The sequence below is a fragment of the Flavimobilis sp. BM9 genome (assembly GCF_058313055.1).
Genome location: NZ_JBZEMO010000001.1, coordinates 323453 through 346197 on the forward strand (window position 1 = coordinate 323453; position 22745 = coordinate 346197).

At 72.0% G+C, this 22745-nt stretch carries 22 protein-coding genes; 16 read left to right on the forward strand and 6 right to left on the reverse strand.

The window, feature by feature from the left end; translation table 11 throughout:
- Positions 1 to 28 precede the first annotated feature (28 nt).
- From AC4F3Q_RS01455 to AC4F3Q_RS01465, 3 genes are all read left to right on the forward strand, one after another.
- A complete protein-coding gene (locus tag AC4F3Q_RS01455) occupies positions 29 to 973 on the forward strand; it encodes an NAD(P)/FAD-dependent oxidoreductase (RefSeq protein WP_491038422.1) in 945 nt (314 codons plus the stop codon).
- Positions 970 to 1617: an SAM-dependent methyltransferase gene (locus AC4F3Q_RS01460; protein WP_491038423.1), complete on the forward strand. Its 648-nt coding sequence runs from the start codon at positions 970 to 972 to the stop codon at positions 1615 to 1617. Before AC4F3Q_RS01455 ends, AC4F3Q_RS01460 begins: the two co-directional genes overlap by 4 nt.
- A gap of 333 nt (positions 1618 to 1950) precedes the next feature.
- Complete coding sequence (locus AC4F3Q_RS01465; RefSeq protein ID WP_491038424.1) at positions 1951 to 2997, forward strand: helix-turn-helix domain-containing protein; 1047 nt, start codon at positions 1951 to 1953, stop codon at positions 2995 to 2997.
- Here AC4F3Q_RS01465 and AC4F3Q_RS01470 read toward each other — a convergent pair.
- The gene (locus AC4F3Q_RS01470) at positions 2960 to 3250 is read right to left on the reverse strand and encodes a hypothetical protein (RefSeq protein ID WP_491038425.1); all 291 of its coding nucleotides are present in this window, start codon (positions 3248 to 3250) and stop codon (positions 2960 to 2962) included. The two genes, AC4F3Q_RS01465 and AC4F3Q_RS01470, sit on opposite strands and share 38 nt — an antisense overlap.
- Before the next feature lie 388 nt (positions 3251 to 3638).
- On the opposite strand from AC4F3Q_RS01470, the gene AC4F3Q_RS01475 reads away from it, so the two are divergent.
- Positions 3639 to 3809 (forward strand): hypothetical protein, encoded by a 171-nt coding sequence (locus AC4F3Q_RS01475; protein ID WP_491038426.1) that lies wholly within the window; start codon positions 3639 to 3641, stop codon positions 3807 to 3809.
- A gap of 195 nt (positions 3810 to 4004) precedes the next feature.
- Here AC4F3Q_RS01475 and AC4F3Q_RS01480 read toward each other — a convergent pair whose 3' ends face one another.
- The 4 genes from AC4F3Q_RS01480 to AC4F3Q_RS01495 form a co-directional block, all read right to left on the reverse strand.
- On the reverse strand, positions 4005 to 4370 hold the full coding sequence (locus AC4F3Q_RS01480; RefSeq protein WP_491038427.1) for a zinc ribbon domain-containing protein YjdM: 366 nt from the start codon (positions 4368 to 4370) through the stop codon (positions 4005 to 4007).
- A gap of 120 nt (positions 4371 to 4490) precedes the next feature.
- Positions 4491 to 4946, reverse strand: coding sequence for a pyrimidine dimer DNA glycosylase/endonuclease V (locus AC4F3Q_RS01485; protein WP_491038428.1), 456 nt, complete (start codon positions 4944 to 4946; stop codon positions 4491 to 4493).
- Positions 4947 to 4949: 3 nt separating this feature from the next.
- Positions 4950 to 5720: an exonuclease domain-containing protein gene (locus AC4F3Q_RS01490; protein WP_491038429.1), complete on the reverse strand. Its 771-nt coding sequence runs from the start codon at positions 5718 to 5720 to the stop codon at positions 4950 to 4952.
- Between the two features lie 136 nt (positions 5721 to 5856).
- Entirely contained in the window at positions 5857 to 7353 is a 1497-nt protein-coding gene (locus AC4F3Q_RS01495) for a helix-turn-helix domain-containing protein (protein WP_491038430.1), read from the reverse strand.
- A 210-nt stretch (positions 7354 to 7563) separates the two neighbouring features.
- Between AC4F3Q_RS01495 and aceA the strand changes: the two genes are divergently transcribed.
- The 12 genes from aceA (at position 7564) to AC4F3Q_RS01555 (ending at position 21360) form a co-directional block, all read left to right on the forward strand.
- Positions 7564 to 8904 (forward strand): isocitrate lyase, encoded by a 1341-nt coding sequence (gene aceA, locus AC4F3Q_RS01500; RefSeq protein WP_491038831.1) that lies wholly within the window; start codon positions 7564 to 7566, stop codon positions 8902 to 8904.
- A gap of 25 nt (positions 8905 to 8929) precedes the next feature.
- Positions 8930 to 10567 (forward strand): malate synthase A, encoded by a 1638-nt coding sequence (aceB, locus tag AC4F3Q_RS01505; protein ID WP_491038431.1) that lies wholly within the window; start codon positions 8930 to 8932, stop codon positions 10565 to 10567.
- Between the two features lie 109 nt (positions 10568 to 10676).
- Positions 10677 to 11801: a GuaB3 family IMP dehydrogenase-related protein gene (locus AC4F3Q_RS01510; protein WP_491038432.1), complete on the forward strand. Its 1125-nt coding sequence runs from the start codon at positions 10677 to 10679 to the stop codon at positions 11799 to 11801.
- 64 nt (positions 11802 to 11865) lie between these two features.
- Entirely contained in the window at positions 11866 to 12303 is a 438-nt protein-coding gene (locus tag AC4F3Q_RS01515; RefSeq protein WP_491038433.1) for a GNAT family acetyltransferase, read from the forward strand.
- A 53-nt stretch (positions 12304 to 12356) separates the two neighbouring features.
- The gene (locus tag AC4F3Q_RS01520; protein WP_491038434.1) at positions 12357 to 13985 is read left to right on the forward strand and encodes a succinic semialdehyde dehydrogenase; all 1629 of its coding nucleotides are present in this window, start codon (positions 12357 to 12359) and stop codon (positions 13983 to 13985) included.
- Between the two features lie 179 nt (positions 13986 to 14164).
- Entirely contained in the window at positions 14165 to 15334 is a 1170-nt protein-coding gene (locus AC4F3Q_RS01525) for a S1 family peptidase (RefSeq protein ID WP_491038435.1), read from the forward strand.
- 176 nt (positions 15335 to 15510) lie between these two features.
- Complete coding sequence (locus tag AC4F3Q_RS01530; RefSeq protein WP_491038436.1) at positions 15511 to 16281, forward strand: DeoR/GlpR family DNA-binding transcription regulator; 771 nt, start codon at positions 15511 to 15513, stop codon at positions 16279 to 16281.
- On the forward strand, positions 16278 to 17297 hold the full coding sequence (locus AC4F3Q_RS01535) for a 1-phosphofructokinase family hexose kinase (RefSeq protein ID WP_491038437.1): 1020 nt from the start codon (positions 16278 to 16280) through the stop codon (positions 17295 to 17297). Before AC4F3Q_RS01530 ends, AC4F3Q_RS01535 begins: the two co-directional genes overlap by 4 nt.
- A 1-nt stretch (position 17298) precedes the next feature.
- On the forward strand, positions 17299 to 17754 hold the full coding sequence (locus tag AC4F3Q_RS01540) for a PTS sugar transporter subunit IIA (protein WP_491038438.1): 456 nt from the start codon (positions 17299 to 17301) through the stop codon (positions 17752 to 17754).
- Complete coding sequence (locus AC4F3Q_RS01545; protein WP_491038439.1) at positions 17751 to 19256, forward strand: PTS fructose transporter subunit IIC; 1506 nt, start codon at positions 17751 to 17753, stop codon at positions 19254 to 19256. The genes AC4F3Q_RS01540 and AC4F3Q_RS01545 overlap by 4 nt, the downstream gene beginning before the upstream one ends.
- A gap of 141 nt (positions 19257 to 19397) precedes the next feature.
- Positions 19398 to 19670: an HPr family phosphocarrier protein gene (locus tag AC4F3Q_RS01550; protein ID WP_098457481.1), complete on the forward strand. Its 273-nt coding sequence runs from the start codon at positions 19398 to 19400 to the stop codon at positions 19668 to 19670.
- A gap of 1 nt (position 19671) precedes the next feature.
- Positions 19672 to 21360, forward strand: coding sequence for a putative PEP-binding protein (locus AC4F3Q_RS01555; RefSeq protein WP_491038440.1), 1689 nt, complete (start codon positions 19672 to 19674; stop codon positions 21358 to 21360).
- A gap of 159 nt (positions 21361 to 21519) precedes the next feature.
- Here the strand turns inward: AC4F3Q_RS01555 and AC4F3Q_RS01560 are convergent, their stop codons facing one another.
- The gene (locus AC4F3Q_RS01560) at positions 21520 to 22728 is read right to left on the reverse strand and encodes an acetate/propionate family kinase (protein WP_491038441.1); all 1209 of its coding nucleotides are present in this window, start codon (positions 22726 to 22728) and stop codon (positions 21520 to 21522) included.
- Positions 22729 to 22745: the final 17 nt, after the last annotated feature.

Below are 22745 nucleotides of genomic sequence, written 5' to 3' on the forward strand. Positions count from 1 at the left end.
AGTGCATTGTCACCCGCAGGCTGACGGAATGGAAGACACCGACTGGGACGCCATCATCCTCGGCGGCGGCGCGGCAGGGCTCGCGACCGCACTCATGCTCGGGCGCGCGCTGCGGCGCACGCTCGTGATCGACGCGGGCTCCCCCCGCAACAGGTTCGCCTCGCACATGCACGGCGTGCTCGGCCACGACGGGGTGCCACCTCAGGACCTTCTCGCGCGTGGTCGTGAGGAGGTGGCCCGGTACGGCGTCGAGGTGCGGCCTGGACGCGCGGCACGCGTGGACCTCGCGGACGGCGGCGTCGTCGTCACGCTCGACGAGGGTGGCGCGCCGCTCACGGCGCGGGCGCTTGTCCTCGCGACGGGCATGACGGACGTGCTGCCCGACGTGCCGGGGCTGGCCGAGCGGTGGGGGAGCGGCGTGCTGCACTGCCCGTACTGCCACGGCTGGGAGGTGCGCGGCCAGCGCCTGGGCGTGCTCGCGGCGTCGCCGCTCTCGCCGCATCAGGCGGAGCTCGTCCGGCAGTGGAGCGACCACGTCACGTTCTTCACGGCGGGCCTCGGTGGCCCGCTGGATGACGACGTCGCGGCGCGGCTGCGGGCGCGGGGCGTCGCTCTGGAGGAGGTGGCTGTCGTTGAGGTCCTCGGCGACGGCGGTGCCGTCACGGGCGTGCGCCTCGCGGACGGTCGCGTCGTCGAGCTCGACGCACTGTTCACGGGGGCGATGGCGCAGCCGCACGACGACGCCGTCGCGCACCTCGGGCTCGAGCGTGCGGACACGCCGGTCGGGTCGTTCCTCGCCGTCGACGCGTTCGGGAAGACGAGCGCGGAGCGGATCTGGGCGGCTGGCAACGTCGTCGACCCGGGGGCGACGGTGCCGATGTCGTCGGGCGCGGGTGCGCGCGTCGGCGGGATGGTCAACATGGCGCTCGTCGCGGACGACGCCGCTCGCGCGCTCGCGGAGGTGGCGGCATGAGCGGGCACGGGCACGTCGGCGACGTCGCGCCGGCCGGGTTCTGGGAGGAGCGGTACGCGGGCGAGGAACGCGTGTGGTCGGGCAAGGTGAACCGCACCACCGCCGACGTCGCGATAGGGCTCGAGCCTGGCAGATCCCTCGACCTGGGCTGCGGTGAGGGCGGCGACGTCCTGTGGTTCGCGCACGCCGGCTGGCAGGCCATGGGCGTCGACATCTCCCCGACGGCCGTACGCCGGGCCAACGAGGAAGCGGCACGCGTCGGCCGGGCTGACCGTGCCCGGTGTGTTGCCGCCGACCTGGCGACGTGGACGACCAACGAACGCTTCGACCTCGTCACCGCGAGCTTCTTCCAGTCCCCGGTCGCCCTCGACCGGACGACCATCCTCAGGCGGCTGTCCCGGCAGATCGACGCGGGCGGGCACCTCCTCGTCGTGTCGCACGCCGACTACCCGTCCTGGGTGCCCGTCGAGGATCGGCAGGGTCACGGGCAGTTCCTGAAGCCTGAGGAGGAGGTCGAGGCGCTCGGCTTGCTCGACGAGGGTTGGACGGTCGAGATCGCGGAGACGCGCACGCGGGAGGTGGCCGCGCCCGATGGGAGCCCGGCGGTGCTCGACGACTCGGTCGTGCTGCTGCGGCGGGCGTGACCACGAGAGGGCGGACCCAGGTCGGCAAGCCAACCTGGGTCTATCCGTAGCGCTAGATGTCGTGGGACATGACGTTGAGGGGACTCCACCCCTGACGCGCATGTTGTCAGAAGCGCTCGGGCTGATGAAGCGGGACATGGAGCTTCTCGGTGCGTGGGGTGGTTCGGCGCTGTTCGCCGGTTTGGTCGAGATGGTGCTCGCCTGAGCAGGACGGGCAGTGGCCGCGGTAGCCGTCTAGTGGCAGCGTTCGGTCGGGCCGAACGTTCGCTCGCTCCCAAGGTTCAGGAAAACCCGCCCATTCCGTAGATGGCGGAACCGCGCTATTGTCTGAACATGCCTGCCGATGACCACTACGGCCCGTCACCCACGGGCCCCGAGGTAGCGAGCCGCGCCCTGAGCCAGATTCGCGACCGCTTGCCTGCCGGGTGGAACCTCGAGAACGAAGCGGCGTCGGCGACCCTGACCGCGCCGGACGGCCGTCGTGCACAGTACGCCCTGCGGGGGTGGGCACACTTCAGGATGCACGGCACCGGGATGCAGTTGGACGAGACCGACGGCGCCGAAGCACCAAGGCCCCTCGTCGTCGACCGGTATCTCACGAAGGCGGTGCAGGACCGGCTCACGGGCCTGGGAGTCTCCTACGCGGACGCGACGGGCAACGCGTGGCTCGCCAGCGACGACCCAGCAGTGCTGATCATCGTCGCGGGCGCCACAGCAGACCCGTGGCGCGGTCCTGGCCGACCGCTGTCGGGCCTGCGCGGCGACCCTGCCAGCCTCGTCGTCCGGGCGCTGACCGACACGCCCCGACAGTGGCGCGTCACAGATCTGCGCAGGGAGGCGCAGGTCGGTGTCGGGTCGGTCTACCGCGTCCTGGACCTTCTGCGCGAGGAAGGACTGGTCGAGCGCACAGACGACGGCCTTGTCCGTGTCGTCGACCCGGCCCAGCTCGTGCGCCGCTGGGCGGCGGACAACCGGGTACGGCTGCAGTCGCGTGTCAGCCGGTGGCTCGCACCTCGCGGCGTCGACCGCTTCCTCGAGACCCTGCGCAACTCCGACGTCGAGTACGCGGTGAGCGGGTCCGCAGCGGCCCGCGAGCTGGTCCCCGACATCCCTGTGAAGGCTGCCGCAGTCCACATCCGCTCCGCGAACGTCGCCGCCGCGCGGCTGGGCCTGCGCGCAGCAGAGACGGGAGTGAACGTCCTGCTGTACGACTCGTCACCCCCGTTCGTCGCGCTGCGTCGCTCCGCGGTGTCACGCTCGGGGCTCAAGACCGCCGCGCCTGCGCAGATCGTCGCTGACATGCTCACCGGCCCCGGGCGCGAGCCCGAGGAAGCCGAGGCCTTCATGGAATGGATGAAGACCAATGGCCACTGGGGCTGAGCACGACCTGCTGCTGGTACGCACCCGCGCTGCACTGCTCGACGCGCTCGACGCGCTCGAGGGGCACGCGCGCTCGGTGGTCGTCGTCGGCGCGCAGGCGGTGTTCCTCGTCGCCGGCACCGTCGACGTCGCGATCGCCACGACCACGAAGGACAGCGACATCGGCCTTGACCCGCGCGAGCTGGCCGACGACCCACTGCTCGAGCAGGCGATGGCCGCCGGCGGTTTCGTCCCCTCGGTGGAACCCGGCCAATGGCTCAAGGATGACGTCCCGGTGGACCTCATGGTGCCAGCTTCACTACTGGCGCAGGGCCCGAAGAAGCGGTCCGCACGGATCCCGCCGCATGCGTTGCACGCCGCGAGGGCGACCCGCGGGCTCGAAGCTGCCCTGGTGGACCAGGACGAGATGGACGTTCCCGCGCTCGACGACGCCGACCCGCGCGTGCGTCGCGCCCTCGTCGCAGGCCCCTCCGCACTGATCGTCGCGAAGGTGCTCAAGATCTCCGAACGCCTGAACGGTCCTGCGCACCGACTCCAGAACAAGGACGCCCACGACCTATATCGCGTCCTGGTGGCAATCGACACGGGTCGAACTCGTCGAGCGGTTCACCCGACTGCTCGCCGCCGACGTCAGTGTAGAGGTGACCCGGGAGGCCCTCGACCTGCTGGCCGAGCTGTTCGCTGCGGGCCCGGACGCGGTCGGGTCGGACATGGCCGGCCGCGCAGAAGAGGGTGTCGGCGCCCCGGAGGTCGTCGCTGCATCGACCGCGGTGCTTGCCGCGGACCTGCTCAACGCCCTCGGGCCCTTCTGACGCATGCAGACGCCTGCGGCCGCTAGTTGGAGCCGGCGGCCACAGGCGTGCATGGCAGCGACCGCTACGGGTGGCGACGAGGTCATGTCGTCGCCGAGTCCGGCGTGGCGCGTCACGGTGACAAAGTGGGCAGCGTAACCGGGAACCAGGCCCCAGCCTCCGCGCGAGTGTCACCAACGTCATGACACCGAACAGCTAGAGGACCTTCTTCACGACGCTCGACTTGAGCTGCATCTGGCCGAAGCCTGGGACCTTGGCGTCGATGTCGTGGTCGCCCACGCCGTCGGTGATGAGGCGGATGCCGCGAACCTTGGTGCCGACCTTCACCACGCCACCGCCAGCGCCCTTGACCTTGAGGTCCTTGACGATGGTCACCGTGTCACCGTCCTCAAGGACGTTGCCCACCGAGTCCTTGACCGTCGCGTCAGCAGCAGCGGCGTCGTCACCAGAGTCAGCGCCGGGCGTCCACTCGTGAGCGCACATCGGGCACACCAGGAGGCCACCCTGCTCGTAGGTGTACTCGCTGTCGCACGCAGGGCAAGGGGGCAGCTGGTCAGACACTCGAGTTCTCCACAACGCGATCGGGGCCGCGCCGGGTCCGCCGCAGCCGTGCGCCAGGCGGCGCCGCCACGAGCATAGGCCCGCGTCACTCCCGCCCAGGGTGCCCAACGGCCCTGAGCGTCAGACCGCCCGCTCCCACGACGCGATCGGCCCCTCGACCACCCGGAACATCGGGTGCACCCCGGGCACGCCGTCGCCCACCCGTTCCTGCTGCACCACCGCCACCTCAGGGCTCCGCGCATCAAGCTTCGCGAGGAGGTGCCGCCACTCGAGCGCCACCTGCCCCGTCGTCACCTCCATCGCGCCATCAAAGGCCGCCAGGTCGGTCGGCAGCTCGTCGATGCGCGTCCGGTCAAAGCGGTACCCCCGCGCGTCCGCCTCGACAGCAAGCCCCGCAAGGTACGCACCGACGTAGACGATCGGCTGCGGCGTCGCGACGAACCGCTCGAGCTGCGGGTGGTTGCGATACCCCCGCGTGCGGCCAGCCATCACCGCCTGCGCGAGCAACGTCTCGCGCCAGCACGCGATCAGCGCCTGACGGTCGAGATGCTGCGGGTGCAGCGACCAGATCCGCACCGTTCAGCGCTCGTCGACGAGCCAGGAGAGGCCCGCACCAGGCCCGTCAAACCCCTGCCGGGCCCGCCAGTCGTTGAAGCTCGACGCCCACGCGCGGTGCGCATCCACCTGATAGGCGTGCAGCACCGGCAGGCTCATCTCCGCGAGCGTCGGGTGCCGGCGCGCCATCGCCTCCAGCACGTCGAGCGTCGCGATCACGTCCACGTCCGCAGTGTGCAGGTCACCCGCCTCGTTGACGCCGTACACGGCGCACAGGTCGATCAGCTTGCGCTTGCCCTTGCGGAACCGGTCCACCGCACGATCGAGGACCAGCGGGTCGATCACGCCGACAGGCTCCGCACCGAGCCGCTCCGGGAGCGTGCGCAAGCCGTGGCGGCGCAGCTCAGCGTCGAGGATGCACAGGTCGAACGTCGCGTTGAACGCCACGAGCGGCGTCCCGTCACCGAGCGCCTGAGCGATCTGCCTCGCGATCTCCTCGAGCGCGACCGCAGGCTGCTGCCCGTGCTCACGGGCGTGCTCCGTCGTGATGCCGTGGATCGCCGAGGCGCCCTCCGGGATCTCGACACCCGGGTCGATCAGCCACGTCTCCACGCTCGTGCCCAGCAGTGGGTGGCGGTGCACGAGCGCCGCCGTCACGATGCGGTCGGTCGACGTGCTCACGCCCGTCGTCTCCGTGTCGAATCCCAGGAGCGGGCCCTCGGCCCACGACATGTGCAGGGAGCCCGCAGCCGCCGGAGCAGGAAAGAGGGCCTCGGTAGGGAGCATCTCGGTCATGGTTCGCCCGTCCTCGTCAGTTTCGTAGCCGGTGTGGTTCGTCCTTGGGGACGAGCCTGCCAGCAGCGACTGACATGACCGGTGAACGACACCCCGGAGGCTTCTCAGCCAGGAGTGCCGCACACGGTGACGGCCCCTACTCGGCGCCATGCGGCGCGTGCCGCTCGAGGAACTCGAGGACCTCCGTCTGGTCCACCCCCGGGAACGCGCCGACCGGCAGGGTCGCGAGCGTCGACGCGTGCGGCCGCGCCGACGGCCACACGTGCCCCTCCCAGTGCTGAGCGAGCTCCCCGGACGGCCGCCGGCAGCACGACGGGTCCGGGCAGCGCGACTCCGTGCGCGACGTCGTGTCCCGGCCGCGGAACCACTTCACCAGCGAGAACGGGACGCCCACGCTCACCGAGAATGCGCCGTCGTGCGACTCCTGCGTGCGCGACGTGCACCAGAACGTCCCCGCAGGCGTGTCCGTGTACTGCGAGAACGGCGACAGCCGGTCCGATACCTCGAACACCGTGCGCGCCGTCCAGAACCGGCACACCGGCTGCCCCTCGATCGCCCCCAGCGCGTCCGACGGGAACCGCACGCCGTCGTTCTCGTACGCCTTGTGCACGATCCCGCTCTCGTGGACCTTCATGAAGTGCACCGGGATCCCCAGGTGCACCGTCGCGAGGTTCGTGAAGCGGTGCGCCGCCGTCTCGTGCGAGACGCCGAACGCGTCACGCAGGTCGTCGACCGAGATCGAGTGCGCGTCCTTCGCCTCCCGCAGCTGCCGCACCGCGTCCGCCTCCGGCACCAGCAGCGCCGCCGACAGGTAGTTCGCCTCCACCCGCTGCCGGAGGAACTCCGCGTACGAGCGCGGCTCCGTGTGCCCCAGCACGTGCGACGACAACGCCTGCAGCAGCACCGACCGCGGGTCCGACGACCGCGTCGGCAGGTACACGCGCATGTGCCGCGTGTCGATCAGCGACCGCGTCGAGTGCGGCAGGTCGCCGACATAGTGCAACGTGAAACCCAGGTGCCCCGCCAGCTCCGCCGCGACCCGCGCCGACAACGGCCCGCGCACGTGCCCGACGCCGTCGAGCAGCTCACGCGCACGGCGCTCCAGCTCCGGGAAGTGGTTGTCGCGGGCGCGCATCATCGCGCGCAGCTCCGCGTTCGCGCGGCGAGCCTCCTCCGGCGTTGCCGCCCGCTCCGAGTGCAGGCGCGCGATCTCGCGGTGCAGCGCGACGATCGCCTCGAGCGCATCCATCGGCAACGACGGCCCCACCCGCACCGGGTCGACGCCGACCGCCGCGAGGCCAGGCCCGCGCTGCAGGCGCTCGAGCTCGATCTCGAGCTCCGCCCTGCGCGTGGGCGCGCCCGGCTCGAGGAGCGACGCGACGTCGACCCCGAGCGCCTGCGCGATCGTCTCGAGCTGTGCGAAGCGTGGCTCACGCTTGCCCGTCTCGATCATCGACACCTGCGACGGTGCACGGTCGAGAGCCGCAGCGAGGTGGTCGAGGGTGAGGCCGCGCTCGCGTCGGAGGTGCCGGATGCGGCGGCCGATCGTGAGCGCGTCAGCGGTCTCCGGCGGGGTCGCGGGGGAGTCCGTCGAGGGCGCCACATGGGCTGCGGAGAGGGGCGTCGTTGCCATGACTCACCCTCCCACCGCCGGGACTTCCTGACAACAGAAGTTTCCGAGAACTTCTTCTGGAGAGGGGGTTCCCGAGGGGTTGCGCCGCGAAGGACGGTGGAACCACGGAAGCAACGACGCAACCGAACCGCCCAGGAGGACACCGTGAGCACCACCACCAGCACCATCGACGAGACCACGACCCCCGCCTCGCAGCAGGGCGCGGAAGATCTGCGCACCGAGGCCGGCGCGCGCCGGACCAACGTCGCGACGTCGACGGCCGCTGGCACCCTCCCCGGCACGCAGACCCAGACCGCGGAAGACCTCGCCCACGAGTGGGCGACCGACCCCCGCTGGGCCGGCATCCGCCGCGACTACACCGCCGAGGACGTCATCGCCCTGCGCGGCTCCGTCCGCGAGGACCCCACCCTCGCCCGCCGCGGCGCGCAGCGCCTGTGGGACCTCCTGCACACCCGCACCCACGTCCCCGCGCTCGGCGCCCTCACCGGCAACCAGGCCGTCCAGCAGGTCCGCGCCGGCCTCGAGGCGATCTACCTCTCCGGCTGGCAGGTCGCCGCCGACGCCAACCTCTCGGGGCAGACGTACCCGGACCAGTCGCTGTACCCCGCGAACTCCGTCCCCGCCGTCGTCCGCCGCATCAACAACGCGCTCATGCGCGCCGACCAGATCGAGACCGCCGAGAAGGGTGCCCCGAGCCGCGAGTGGCTCGCCCCGATCGTCGCCGACGCCGAGGCAGGCTTCGGAGGCGCCCTCAACGCCTACGAGCTCATGCACTCGATGATCACCTCGGGCGCCGCAGGCGTGCACTGGGAGGACCAGCTCGCGTCCGAGAAGAAGTGCGGCCACCTCGGCGGCAAGGTCCTCATCCCGACCGCCCAGCACGTGCGCACCCTGTCCTCAGCCCGCCTCGCAGCCGACGTCGCCGGCGCGCCGACCATCATCATCGCCCGCACCGACGCGCTCGCCGCCGACCTCATCACGAGCGACATCGACCCGCGCGACCAGGACCTGCTCACCGGCGAGCGCACCACCGAGGGGTTCTACCGCACCGAGCCCGGCCTCCAGGCCGTCATCAACCGCGGCCTCGCCTATGCGCCCTACGCCGACCTCATCTGGGTCGAGACCGGCGAGCCCGACATCGAGCTCGCCCGCGCGTTCGCCGAGGCCATCCACGCCCAGTTCCCGGGCAAGATGCTCGCCTACAACTGCTCGCCGTCGTTCAACTGGAAGAAGCACCTCGACGACGACCAGATCGCCCGCTTCCAGCGGGAGCTCGCCGAGCTGGGCTACAAGTTCCAGTTCATCACCCTCGCCGGGTTCCACGCCCTCAACCACTCCATGTTCGAGCTCGCCAGCGGCTACCGCGACCGCGGCATGAGCGCCTACGTCGAGCTCCAGGAGGCCGAGTTCGCCTCCGAGACCGACGGCTACACCGCCACCCGCCACCAGCGGGAGGTCGGCACCGGCTACTTCGACCGCGTCGCCACGGCACTGAACCCCACGAGCGCCACCCTCGCGCTCCACGGTTCCACCGAGACCGCCCAGTTCTGACCTGCAGGCCCGAAGGAGCACGACCATGAGCACCATCGCCCCCGCCCCGCCCACGACCGCCCGCATGATCGTCGCCGGCCCGGACGTCCCCGGAGCCGCGCAGATCCTCACCCCCGAGGCGCTCGAGTTCGTCGCCTCCCTGCACGAGCTCTTCGCGGCCCGCCGCCACGAGATCCTCCAGGCCCGCCAGCGTGCTCGCGCCCTCATCGAGGACGGCGTCGACCCGGACTTCCTGCCCGAGACGCGCCACATCCGTGAGGACCGCACCTGGCGCGTCGCCGGCCCCGGCCCCGGCCTCGAGCGCCGGCACGTCGAGATCACCGGTCCGACCGACCCGAAGATGGCGATCAATGCCCTCAACTCCTCGGCGAACGTGTGGCTCGCCGACCACGAGGACGCGCTGAGCCCCACGTGGGAGAACGTCGTCGGCGGGCAGGCCTCGCTGCACGCGGGCATCCGCGGGACGCTCAGCTTCACCTCGCCCGAGGGCAAGAGCTACACGATGCGCAGCTCCGAGCTGACCGACCTGCCGACGATCGTCATGCGGCCGCGCGGCTGGCACCTCATCGAGAAGAACATGCGGTTCGAGGACCGGGCCGGCACGCAGACGCCCGCCTCGGGGACGCTCGTGGACTTCGGCTTGTACTTCTTCCACAACGCGGCCGAGCTCATCGCCCGCGGGCGTGGACCGTACTTCTACCTGCCGAAGCTCGAGGGGCGCCGCGAGGCCCGGCTGTGGAACGACATCTTCATCCACGCCCAGGAGACGCTCGGCCTCCCGCGCGGCACCGTCCGGGCGACCGTCCTCATCGAGACGCTGCCCGCGGCGTTCGAGATGGACGAGATCCTGTACGAGCTGCGCGAGCACTGCGCCGGTCTCAACGCCGGCCGGTGGGACTACCTGTTCTCGATGATCAAGAACTTCCGTTGCCGCGGACCGTTCTTCGTCCTCCCGGACCGCGGCACGGTCTCGATGACCGTCCCGTTCATGCGGGCGTACACCGAGCTGCTCGTCTCGACGTGCCACCAGCGCGGCGCGCAGGCCATCGGCGGCATGAGCGCGTTCATCCCGGACCGTCGCCGTCCCGACGTCACCGCCCGGGCGGAGACGCAGGTCCGCGCGGACAAGAGGCGCGAGGCCACGGACGGCTTCGACGGCACGTGGGTCGCGCACCCCGACCTCATCCCGTTCGCGCGGGAGGAGTTCGAGGCGATCCTCGGCGACCACGACGACCAGCGCGACCGCCTGCGCGAGGACGTCCACGTCACCGCGAAGGACCTGCTCGACGTCGCGTCGGCGTCGGGCTCGGGCGTCACGCCCGAGGGCCTGCGCGCGAACGTGTCCGTCGCGATCCGCTACATCGAGTCCTGGCTGCGCGGCGTCGGCGCCGCGGCGATCGACCACCTCATGGAGGACGCCGCGACCGCGGAGATCTCCCGCTCCCAGGTGTGGCAGTGGATCCACAACGGCACCCGCACCACGGGTGGTTCGCCCATCACCGCCGAGCGCGTCGACGCGCTCGTCACCCAGGTCGTCGAGGACCTGCCCCGCACCCCGGGCAACAGGTTCGACGACGCGGCCCAGGTGTTCCGCGACGTCGCCCTCGGCGAGGACTTCCCGACGTTCCTCACGATCGGGGCGTACAGCCGCTACCTCGCCTGACGTCCCGACCCGACCACCGGTCCCCGGTACCGCCCTCGCGGTGCCGGGGACCGGCGCGTCCGGCCCTCAGGCTCAGGCGGGAGGCCGCTGGCGCGGTAGCCTTGGGCCTGTGAGCAACGAGATCGAGATCGGCCGCGGCAAGCGCGGACGCCGCGCATTTTCCTTCGACGACATCGCGATCGTGCCCTCCCGGCGCACGCGCGACCCGCAGGACGTTTCGGTGTCCTGGCAGATCGACGCCTACCACTTCGAGACGCCGATCATCGCCGCCCCGATGGACTCCGTCATGAGCCCCGCGACCGCGATCGCCCTGGGCAAGCTCGGCGGCCTCGGCGTCCTCGACCTCGAGGGCCTGTGGACCCGCTTCGAGGACCCGCAGCCCCTCCTCGACGAGATCGCGCGCCTCGCCCCCGAGGACGCGACGCGCCGCATGCAGGAGATCTACTCCGAGCCCATCAAGGCCGAGCTGATCAAGGCGCGCCTCCAGGAGGTGCGCGCCGCGGGCGTGACCGTCGCTGGCGCCCTGTCGCCGCAGCGCACGCAGGAGTTCTACGCGGACGTCGTCGGCGCGGGCGTCGACCTGTTCGTCATCCGTGGCACGACCGTCTCCGCGGAGCACGTCTCCTCCAACGCTGAGCCGCTCAACCTCAAGCGGTTCATCTACGAGCTCGACGTCCCCGTGATCGTCGGTGGCGCGTCGACGTACACCGCAGCGCTGCACCTCATGCGCACGGGCGCGGCCGGCGTCCTCGTCGGCTTCGGCGGCGGCGCCGCTCACACGACGCGCACGACGCTCGGCATCCACGCCCCGATGGCGAGCGCGGTGGCCGACGTCGCCGCAGCGCGTCGCGACTACCTCGACGAGTCGGGCGGCCGGTACGTCCACGTCATCGCCGACGGCGGCATCGGCCGCTCCGGCGACCTCGTCAAGGCCGTCGCGTGCGGCGCCGACGCCGTCATGGTCGGAGCCGCTCTGGCACGCGCCGACGAGGCGCCCGGCCAGGGCTGGCACTGGGGCCCCGAGGCGCACCACCCGCAGCTCCCGCGCGGCGAGCGTGTCCAGGTCGGCACGTGCGGCTCGCTCGAGGAGATCATGTTCGGCCCGGGCCGCCAGTCCGACGGGACGCTCAACCTCGTCGGCGCCCTGCGCCGCGCGATGGCCACGACCGGCTACAGCGACCTCAAGGAGCTGCAGCGCGTCGAGGTCGTCGTCTCGCCCTACCAGCCCCGCTGACACCGTCCGCCGAAGGCCGCGACCGCTGAGCGCTCGCGGCCTTCGCCGTCCCCCCGAGGAGATCATGACCGCCGTGACGATCGAGCCTGCCGAGCTGACCGACGTCGACGCCGTGGTGGCGCTGTGGCGTGACTGCGAGCTCACACGACCGTGGAACGACCCGGTCCGGGACTTCCAGGACGCGGTCATGGGCGAGACCTCGACGGTCCTCGTCGCGCGCGACGGCGACGCGGTCGTCGGCGCCGTCATGGCCGGGTACGACGGCCACCGCGGCTGGCTCTACTACCTGGGCGTCGCGCCGGGCGTGCAGGGCTCGGGACACGGCCGCGCCCTCGTGGTCGCCGCCGAGGCGTGGCTCGCGGCGGCGGGCGCGGTCAAGGTGCAGCTCATGGTCCGCCGCACGAACGACGCCGTCCTCGGGTTCTACGAGCGCCTCGGGTACGACGACCAGGAGACGGTCGTGCTCGGGCGCCGGTTCACATCCGCGCCAGGCGGCTTCTAGCCGTCCCGCCCTGGCTGCGGCCGACTGTCAGGGACGCCGCGTACCGTGAACCCATGACCAACGAGAACACGGCGCCCGGCGGCCCTGACGCCTCCGGCCTCGTCGACGTGGACGAGCCGACCGCGACCCTGCTCCTCGAGCCCAGCGACGTCGCCCACCTCGTGGCGCGCGTCGTCGCGTCCCAGCGCGGCGGGAGCCGCCTCGTGCACTCACCTCAGACGGGCGCGCCGATCGCGAGCGTCCCACGCTCGACCTTGGAGGACGTCGCGACCGCGGTCGGCCGTGCGCGCGAGGCGCAGGGGGCGTGGGCGCTGCACAGTGCGACCGAGCGGGCACGCGTGCTCCTCGCTCTCCACGACATCGTCCTCGCGGAGCAGTCGGCCGTTCTCGACCTCATCCAGCTCGAGAACGGCAAGGCCCGCGCGAGCGCGTTCGAGGAGGTTGCCGACGTCGCGCAGGTCTGCCGGCACTACGGCGTCCAGGGGCCGCGCTACCTGCGTCCCCGCCGGGTCGCCGGCATGCTGCCCGTCCTGACGGCCGCGACCGTGCACCGCCGCCCGGTCGGCGTCGTCGGCGTGATCTCACCGTGGAACTACCCGCTCACGCTCGCTCTCGCCGACGCGCTGCCCGCGCTGCTCGCAGGCAACGCCGTCGTGCTGCGGCCCGACGAGCAGGCGTCGCTCACGGCCCTGTGGGCCGCGGACGCGCTCGCGCGAGCGGGCCTTCCCGAGGGCGTCCTGCAGGTCGTCACGGGTGGCCGCGACATCGGCGAGGCGCTCATCGACCAGGTCGACCACCTCGTGTTCACCGGCTCGACCGCGACGGGCCGCAAGGTCGCTCAGCGGGCCGCCGGCCGCCTGATCGGGATGACCCTCGAGCTCGGCGGCAAGAACCCCCTCTACGTCGCGGCGGACGCGCACCTCGAGTCGGCGGTCGCTGGCGCTGTGCGCGCGTGCTTCTCCAACACCGGCCAGCTCTGCATGTCGATCGAGCGGCTCCTCGTCCACGAGGCCGTTGCCGACGAGTTCCTCGCCCGCTTCGTCGACGCGGTGCGCGAGCTGCGCGTCGGTCCAGGCCTCGACTACACGCACGACATGGGCTCGCTCACCAATGAGGCCCAGCTCGAGCGCATCTCCGAGCACGTCGACGACGCGATCGCGCGCGGCGCCCGCGTCCTCGTCGGCGGCGTGCACCGCACCGACCTCGGGCAGCTCTTCTACGAGCCGACCGTCCTCACGGACGTCCCGGCCGATGCCCTGTGCGCGACCGAGGAGACGTTCGGGCCCGTCGTGGCAGTCCAACGCGTCCGCGACGACGCGGAGGCGATGCGCCTCATGAACGCGACCGAGTACGGCCTCAACGCGTCCATCTGGACGTCGAGCCTGCGGCGCGGCCGCGAGCTCGCCGCGCAGGTCCGCTCGGGGTCGGTCGGCATCAACGACGGCTACGCAGCAGCGTGGGGGTCGGTCGGTGCGCCCATGGGCGGATTCGGGTCGTCCGGAGTGGGGCGTCGGCACGGTCGCGAGAGCATCGAGCAGATGACCGAGGCGCAGACCGTCGTGGGACAGCGGCTCGTGCGTCACGGCGCGTCGCTCGACGAGCTGTTCGCGCTGCCGGCTGGGAAGGGGCAGGACGTGCTCACGGCCGGTCTGCGCGTGCTGAGGTCGCTTCGGCTGCCCTGAGTCCCGCGTGATCTTGCGGCTGGCTGGTGGTCTGCGGACTGTTGCCCTCCTCCCGGAGAGCGGTTAGCGTCGAACGCAAGGGGGCGCGCCACAGGACGCACCCGTCCGACGTGGTCGTGGGGGCACACGTGACAGGAAAACGAGCTCGCAGGTGCGGAACCGGTCTTCTCGCGGTGGCCATGGCGGCCCTGTGGGGAGGGGGTAGCGCGAACGCCGCCCATGCCGGTGACGAGGACCAGGGCGCGGGAGCGCTCGCGGTCGACGTGGCCCGGGACGCCGAGGAGTCAGGCCTCGATCCTGACGCCCTCACACAGCAGGCCCAGTTCCAGGTCGAGGTCGACGCCATCCTCGACCCGCTGATCGAGGCGCACGCCGACTCGTTCTCGGCGGCAGGATTCACCGACGACGGCGGCGCCTACATCGCCTTCACGGGCCCCGTCCCCGACGAGGTCGAGGCCGTGCTCGCCGACCACCCGCGCATCACGGCGCGCGGCGGCGCTGCACTCACCGACGCGGAGGCGTCCGAGATCAACGAAGCGGTCGCCCAGGCCGTTGCCGAGGTTCTCCCGGAGGACGGCGAGCTCATGACGCTCGTCGAGCCTCAGACCGGTGACATCGAGGTCGCCATCACGGAAGGACGCGCGGAGAGCCGGATCGAGGCCGCAGCTGTCGAGGCCTACGAGGACGCCGCACCCGAAGGCGTCAGCGAGCAGGCGGAGGACGCCGTGACGGTCGACGTCGACCGGACGCTCGAGAACGTCAACGAGGCGGCGAGCGGCGGCCAGCTCCTCGCGAATCGCAACAACAGCGCGCTCCGGTGCACGACAGCTTTCACCGCGAAGTCCGGGTCGAACATCGGAGTCCTCACGGCCAAGCACTGCCCCGAGGCGCTCACGATCACCAGCGGGGACAACCTCTACAACGCGAGCATCTTCACCGCCAACAGCGCGGGCGACGCCCAGTGGCACCGCTCGAAGAACGGCGGTGACGCCCGGTTCCGCTACGACTGGGGCAAGTACCGCGACGTCCTCGCCCATCCTGTCCTCAAGGTCGGCACGCGGGTGTGCCGCTTCGGTGCGGCGACCGGGACCGGGTCTGGGTGCAGCACGGTGAAGTACACCTCCGCATGCACCAAGTACCCGAACCTGACCTACACGATCTGCGACCTCGCGATGACCGAGGGGACGACCGGCTCCGCAGGCGGCGACAGCGGCGGACCGTGGTTCTACGGCGCCAACGCGTACGGCATCCACTCGGGCACGAACGTGCGCGAAGGTGTCTCCCGCAACTGGTTCACGAGCTCGCGGAAGGCGCTCGCGTCCATGGGCCTCCAGGCCGTCACCGGCTGACCGGACCCTCCTGCGTCTGGACGGACACGGTCGGACATCCGGCTCGCCCACGTCACGTCGACGACCTGCGAGGACGTGATCGGGGCCACTCAGGCCCTTGCATCCGGACATGATCGGGCATATACAAGTACATACAGACATCCGAACGGGGGTGTCGAGGCAACGACGGAGTTGATGTGTACGCACCCGAGCGCCACCAGGCGATCCTCGCCGAGTCCCGCACCGCAGGACGCGTCGAGGTCACAGCACTGGCCACCGCCCTCGCCGTCACACCCGAGACGATCCGGCGCGACCTGTCCGTCCTCGAGCGGCAGGGCCTGCTGCGCCGCGTCCACGGGGGCGCGGTCGCGATCGAGACGCTCGGCATCGAGCCCGGGATCGCCGACAAGGAGAGCCGCAACGCCGCAGAGAAGAAGCGGATCGCGAGAGCCGCCGTCCGCCAGCTCGCCGAGCTCCCCGAGCAGGCGACGATCCTCCTCGACGCTGGCACCACGACCGTCCGCCTCGCCGAGCTCCTCCCGACCGACCGCGAGCTCACCGTCGTGACCAACGGCCTCCCGATCGCCACGGTCCTCGCCGCTCGGCCGAACATCACCCTCCACCTCGTCGGGGGCCTCATGCGCGGCCGCACGCTCGCGAGCGTCGGCCCCTGGGCAGAGCGCGTCCTCAGCGAGCTCCACGCCGACATCCTCTTCCTCGGCGCCAACGGCATCACCCCCGACCGCGGCGTCACCACGCCCGACCTCGCCGAGGCGAGCATCAAGCGGGCGTTCGTCCGCGCCGCGCGCCGCGTCGTCGTCCTCGCCGACCACTCCAAGGTCGGCCGCTCCGACTTCGCCAAGGTCGTCGACCTCGACGACGTCGACCTCCTCCTCACCGACGACGCCCTCGACCCGGACCTGCGGGCCGAGCTCACCGACGCCGGCCTCACCGTGGAGCTCGCATGATCATCACCCTCACCCCCAACCCCAGCCTCGACCGCACCTACGCCGCCGAGTCCATCCACCTCGGCGGCATCAACCGTGCGCACGCCACCCGCGTCGACGCAGGCGGCAAGGGCCTCAACGTCACCCGCGCGCTGACCGCCGCCGGCACCGCGAGCGTCGCGATCTTCCCCGCAGGCGGCCCCGACGGCGCGCAGATGATCGCCGAGCTCGCCGCCAGCCAGGTCCCGGCCCACCCCGTCCCCGTCGACATCGACACCCGCTCCAACGTCACCCTCGTCGACGCCGCAGGCACCACGACCAAGATCAACGCCCCCGGCGACACGCTCAGCAGCCACGACGTGCGCGAGCTGCTCGACGCCCTGCGTGACGAGGTCACCCAGGCGACCGCCGCCGGGCACACGCCCGTCGTCGTCGGGGCAGGCAGCCTGCCCGCAGGTCTCGCCGACGACTTCTACGGGCACGTCGCCGAGGTCTGCACCGGGCTCGGCGCCCGCCTCGTCCTCGATACCTCCGGCGCCCCGCTCGCCCGCGCCGTCGAGACCGGCGGGCTCGAGCTCATCAAGCCCAACGACGAGGAGCTCGCCGAGCTCACCGGACGCGAGCTCGTCACGGTCGGCGACGTCGTCGACGCCGCGACCCAGGTCATCGACCGAGGCACCCGTTCGGTGCTCGTCTCGCTCGGCGCCCACGGGCTCCTGCTCGTGCGCCGCGACCACGCCGACGCCGCACCCGGCGACGTCCGCACCTGGTGGGCCGGCGGCGACGCCCTCGTCCCACGATCGACCGTCGGCGCGGGGGACTGCACCCTCGCCGGCTTCCTCTCCGTCGCGACGCAGGAAGGGGACGGACGCCACGGCGTCGGCTCCCCGCTGCTCGCGCTCCAGCATGCGGCCGCGTGGGGACGCGCGGCCGTGCTGCTCCCCGGATCCGCCGTCCCCACCCCGAACGACCTGCACCTCGACGAGGTGCGCACCCTGACCGACCCGCCCCGCCGCATCGCACTGAAGGAGCTGTGACGTGAGCACCAACCTCATCACCCCAGGGCTCGTCGCCCTCGACCTGCCCGGGACCGACCGCGCACAGGTCACCCGAGCCCTCATCGACCTCCTCGTCGCCGAGGGACGCGTGACCTCCGCCGAGGGCTTCCTCGCCGACGTCCATGAGCGCGAGGCCAAGATGGCCACCGGCATGCCCGGCGGCATCGGCCTGCCGCACGCGCGCTCGGCACACGTCGTCGCCCCGTCCCTCGCCGTCGGCCGCGTGCCCGCCGGTGTCGACTTCGGCGCTCCCGACGGCCCGGCCACGCTCGTGTTCCTCATCGCCGCGCCCGCCGAGGGCGACGCGGACCACCTCAAGATCCTCGCGTCCCTCGCGCGCCGCCTCGTGCACGAGTCGTTCCGCGACTCGCTGCGCGCCGCGCCCGACGCCGAGACCGTCGCCGAGATCGTCACCCGAGAGGTCGTGGCCTCGTGAAGTTCGTCGCCGTCACCTCCTGCCCCACGGGCATCGCCCACACCTACATGGCCGCCGAGGCGCTCGAGCAGGCCGGCAAGGCGGCCGGCCACGACGTCCAGGTCGAGACCCAGGGCTCGGCGGGCAGCTCCCCGCTCGACCCCGCCGTCATCGCCGCAGCCGACGGCGTCATCTTCGCCGCGGACCTCGAGGTCAAGGACCGCGACCGGTTCGCGGGCAAGCCCACCGTCGACGTCGGCGTCAAGAAGGCTGTGCACGACGCGCCCGGCGTCCTCGCCCAGGCGATCGCTGCCGTCGAGGCGGGCCCCGTCGCGGCACCTGCCGCGGACGCTCCCGCCGCACCGACCACCAAGGTCGACAAGGACGCGAGCGTCGGCACACGCGTGCGCCAGTGGCTCATGACCGGCATCTCCTACATGATCCCGTTCGTCGCCGCAGGCGGAATCCTCATCGCGCTCGCGTTCATGCTGGCTGGCGTCGCCTGGGACCAGAACGGTGCCGTCGAGGTGACCAAGGTGCCCGTCAAGGAGATCATCTCGGGCTTCGACGCGTTCGACCTCAAGGACTGGGCGGTCCTCCTCAACGCGGCGGGCGGTGCGGCCTTCGGGTTCCTCGTCCCCGTGCTCGCAGGGTTCATCGCCTACGCGATCGCTGACCGTCCTGGGCTCGTCCCCGGGTTCGTCGGCGGCTCGATCGCCGTGACCGTGGGCGCCGGGTTCCTCGGTGGCCTCGTCGCCGGCTTCATCGGTGGCTTCCTCGCGCTGTGGATCAGCCGGTGGAAGGTCCCGAAGGGGATGCGCGGCATCATGCCCGTCGTCGTGATCCCGCTGCTGTCGACCTTCGTGACCGGCCTCCTCATGCTCGTCGTGCTCGGCCGCCCCCTCGCCGCGCTCATGGACGGGCTCACGAGCTGGCTCAACGGCCTGACGGGCGCCAACCTGATCCTCCTGGGCGCCATCATCGGACTGATGATGGGCTTCGACCTGGGCGGTCCGGTCAACAAGGTCGCGTACACGTTCGGCGTCACCGGGCTCTCGACGGTGGGGCTCACCGCAGGCGCGACCGAGTACCGCGTCATGGCCGCCGTCATGGCTGCAGGCATGGTCGCACCGCTCGCCATGGCGCTCGCCTCGACCGTCCTCGCGAAGAAGATGTTCACGCATGCGGAGCAGGAGAACGGCAAGGCCGCCTGGCTGCTCGGCGCGTCCTTCATCTCCGAGGGAGCCATCCCGTTCGCCGCCGTCGACCCGTTCCGGGTGCTTCCCGCCTCGATGATCGGCTCGGCTGCGACCGGCGCGCTCATCATGGCGTTCGACGCATCGCTGCAGGCGCCCCACGGAGGGATCTGGGTCCTGCCGCTCATCGGCAACCCGTTCGGGTTCCTCGCCGCCGTCGTCATCGGCGCGGTCGTCTCGGCGGTCGTCGTCATCGCGCTCAAGAAGATTGGTCACAACACGGTCGTCGAGGCGGAGCGCACCGCCGACGAGCTGGCCGCCGCCTGACCCACCGGCGCGTGCCGGGCCCCACGCCCGGCACGCGCCCTCGCCGGCCGCCCGGCCGGAGCAGCGCCGCCACCGTCGCGGCGCTCGCACAGACCAACCACCCAGGGCAGCATCACCTGCCCGCACCCCCAGGAGCTCCAGATGCCCAGCCGTACCGTCGCCGTCGCGTCCCGCTCGGGACTGCACGCCCGCCCCGCCTCGATCTTCACGCAGGCCGTCGCCGACTCCGGCGTCGACGTGACGATCGCCCACGGCTCCGAGGAGCCGGTCGACGCCGCGAGCATCCTGCTCGTCATGTCCCTCGGTGTGCCGCACGGCGACGAGGTCACGCTCGAGGCCGAAGGCCCCCAGGCCGACGAGGTGCTCGACCAGCTCGTCGCGCTCCTCGAGCGCGACCTCGACGAGGACGACTGACATGACCGACGACCGCATCCTCACCGGGGCAGGCGTCGGCCGCGGCGCAGCCATCGGCCCTGTCGTGCACGTCGCGCGACCGCCGGCGGCCGGGATCTCCGAGAGCGCCCCCGCAGATCGCGAGGCAGCCGAGGCCGCGGTCGTCGACGCCTTCGACGTGGTCGCGGGCCGCCTGCGGGCCCAGGCCGACGGCGCCGTCGAGCCGGCGGCCTCCGTGCTGCGGGCGACGGCACAGATGGCGACCGACCGCGCCCTGCGCAAGAAGACCCTCGCCGGCGTCGCCGACGGTGCCACGCCGGTCGCGGCGCTCGACGCCGCCGTGGGGACGTTCGTCGACATGTTCACCTCGGCGGGCGGCCTGCTCGCCGAGCGGGTGACCGACCTGCGGTCGGTCCGCGACCGGGTCGCGGCACAGATCCTCGGGCTGCCCGAGCCCGGGGTCCCCTCCCTGACCGGACCTGCCGTCATCGTCGCCGAGGACCTCGCTCCCGCCGACACCGCTGCGCTCGACCTGCGCCTCGTGCGGGCCATCGTGACCGAGCTCGGTGGCACCACGAGCCACACCGCGATCATCGCGGGCCAGCTCGGCATCCCGTGCGTCGTCCGCGTCGCCGGGGCGCTCGACCTCGCGGAGGGCACGACGGTCGCGGTGGACGCGCTCGCCGGGACCGTCGAGGCCGACCCGTCGGACGACGTCGTAGCGGTCTTCGCGCGTCGCGCCGAGCTCGCGGCGCGGCTCGCCGAGGACACCTCTGCCGGCGCTCTCGCCGACGGCACGCCGGTCGCCCTCCTGGCGAACATCGGCAGCCCCGACGACGCCGAGAGGGTCGCCCCGGCGGCCGTCGAGGGTGTCGGCCTGTTCCGCACCGAGGTGATGTTCCTCGACCGGACGACCGCCCCCGCGCGCGAGGAGCAGGCCCGCGAGTACGCGCGCGTCCTGCGCGCCCTGGGGGGTCGCAAGGTCGTCGTACGGACCCTCGACGCAGGCGCCGACAAGCCTCTTGCGTTCGCCGACCAGGCCGAGGAGGAGAACCCCGCCCTCGGCGTGCGCGGCTACCGCCTCGTGCGGACCGTCCCGCACCTCCTCGACACGCAGCTCGCCGCCCTCGCGGATGCTGCGCGCGAGACGGGCGTGGAGCCGTGGGTCATGGCGCCGATGGTCTCGACGCCCGCCGAGGCACGCGACTTCGCCGCCGCCGCGCGGTCCCACGGCCTGACGACGGTCGGCGTCATGGTCGAGGTCCCTGCGGCAGCGCTGCGCGCCCGCGCGATCCTCGCCGAGGTCGACTTCGTGTCCATGGGGACGAACGACCTCGCGCAGTACACGATGGCTACCGACCGCCTGTGCGGCGCGCTCGGCGACCTCATCGACCGCTGGCAGCCTGCTGTCCTCGACCTCGTCGCGGCGACGGCCGCCGCAGCGGGGGAGGCGGGCAAGCCCGCGGGCGTGTGCGGCGAGTCCGCAGCCGACCCGGCCATGGCTGTCGTCCTCGCGGGCCTCGGCGTCACGAGCCTGTCGATGTCCGCGACCGCGGTCCCGGCGGTGCGCTTCGCGCTCGCGGCGCACACGCGCGAGCAGGCGCGCGCCGTCGCCGACGCGGCGCTCGCCGCCGCGGACGCGACCACGGCGCGCGAGGCCGCGGTCGCGGCGATGGACGCCGAGGTGGTGGCCGCGCTCGCCCTCGCCTGAGCCGCCGGAGCGAGCTGCCCGCCCGAGCAACGAGACAGGGGCCTGCACGTCACGTCGTGACGTACAGGCCCCTGTCTCGCGTGCAGCCCCCTACCTCGGGCGGAGGAGGCTGCGTGAGCGGACGGCCGGGCCGGTCGCGGCCCGGCCCTCTCTCGCTCGTCAGCCCGCGAGCTCGACCGCCTGGCGCGCGATCGCCAGCTCCTCGTTCGTCGGCACGACGAGGACCGTGACGCGCGACGACGGCGTCGAGATGACCTTCGGCTGCTTGATCCGGCCCGCGTTGAGGTCCGCGTCGAGCTCGATGCCCAGCTCCTCGAGCCCGGCGAGCGCCTGCCAGCGCACCACGTCGTCGTTCTCGCCGATCCCGGCCGTGAACGTGATGACGTCCGCGCCACCGAGCACCGCGAGGTACGCACCGACGTACTTCTTCAGACGGTGCGCGTACACCTCGAGACCGAGGACAGCCGACGCGTCACCCTCCGCGACCAGGTCGTGGATCGCACGGAAGTCGCTCTCGCCCGTCAGGCCGAGCATGCCCGACTGCTTGTTGAGGAGCGTGTCGATCTCGTCGATGCTCATCTTGCCCTCGCGGTGCAGGTGGAAGATCACCGCAGGGTCGATGTCGCCGGAGCGCGTACCCATGACGAGACCCTCGAGCGGGGTCAGACCCATCGACGTGTCCACCGCACGCCCGCCGCGGACCGCCGACACGGACGCGCCGTTGCCGAGGTGCAGCACGATCTGACGCAGCTCCTCGAGCGGACGCCCGACGAACTCGGCGGCAGCCTTGGACACGAACTCGTGAGACGTCCCGTGGAAGCCGTACCGACGGATCTGGTTGGCCTCCGCGACCGCCGGCGGGATCGCGTACGTGTACGCAGCCTTCGGGAGCGTCTGGAAGAACGCCGTGTCGAAGACGACGACGTGCGGGACGTCGGGCAGCAGCTCACGCGCGACCTCGAGCCCGGCGACGTGGCCGGGGTTGTGCAGGGGAGCGAGCGGCACGAGCGCGCGGATCTGCTCGACGACCTCGTCCGTCACGACGACAGGGCCGGAGAACACGGCCCCGCCCTGCACCACACGGTGCCCGACGGCGACGATGTGCGCCGCGTCCAGGTCCGGTCCGTGCTTCGCGAACAGGTCGAGGACGAGCCGCAGACCCACCGAGTGGTCCGCCACCGGCTGGTCGAGGCGCGCCTCCGAGCCCGCGTACTTGTGCGTGACGATGCCGACGTCCTGGCCGATGCGCTCGACGATGCCCGAGGCGATCGCCTCACCACCGACCGGGTCGACGAGCTGGTACTTGATCGACGACGATCCGGCGTTGATGACGAGAACGGTGCCGTTCGGCGCGGTGATCGGGTTCATGCGGTTGTTGCTCCTTG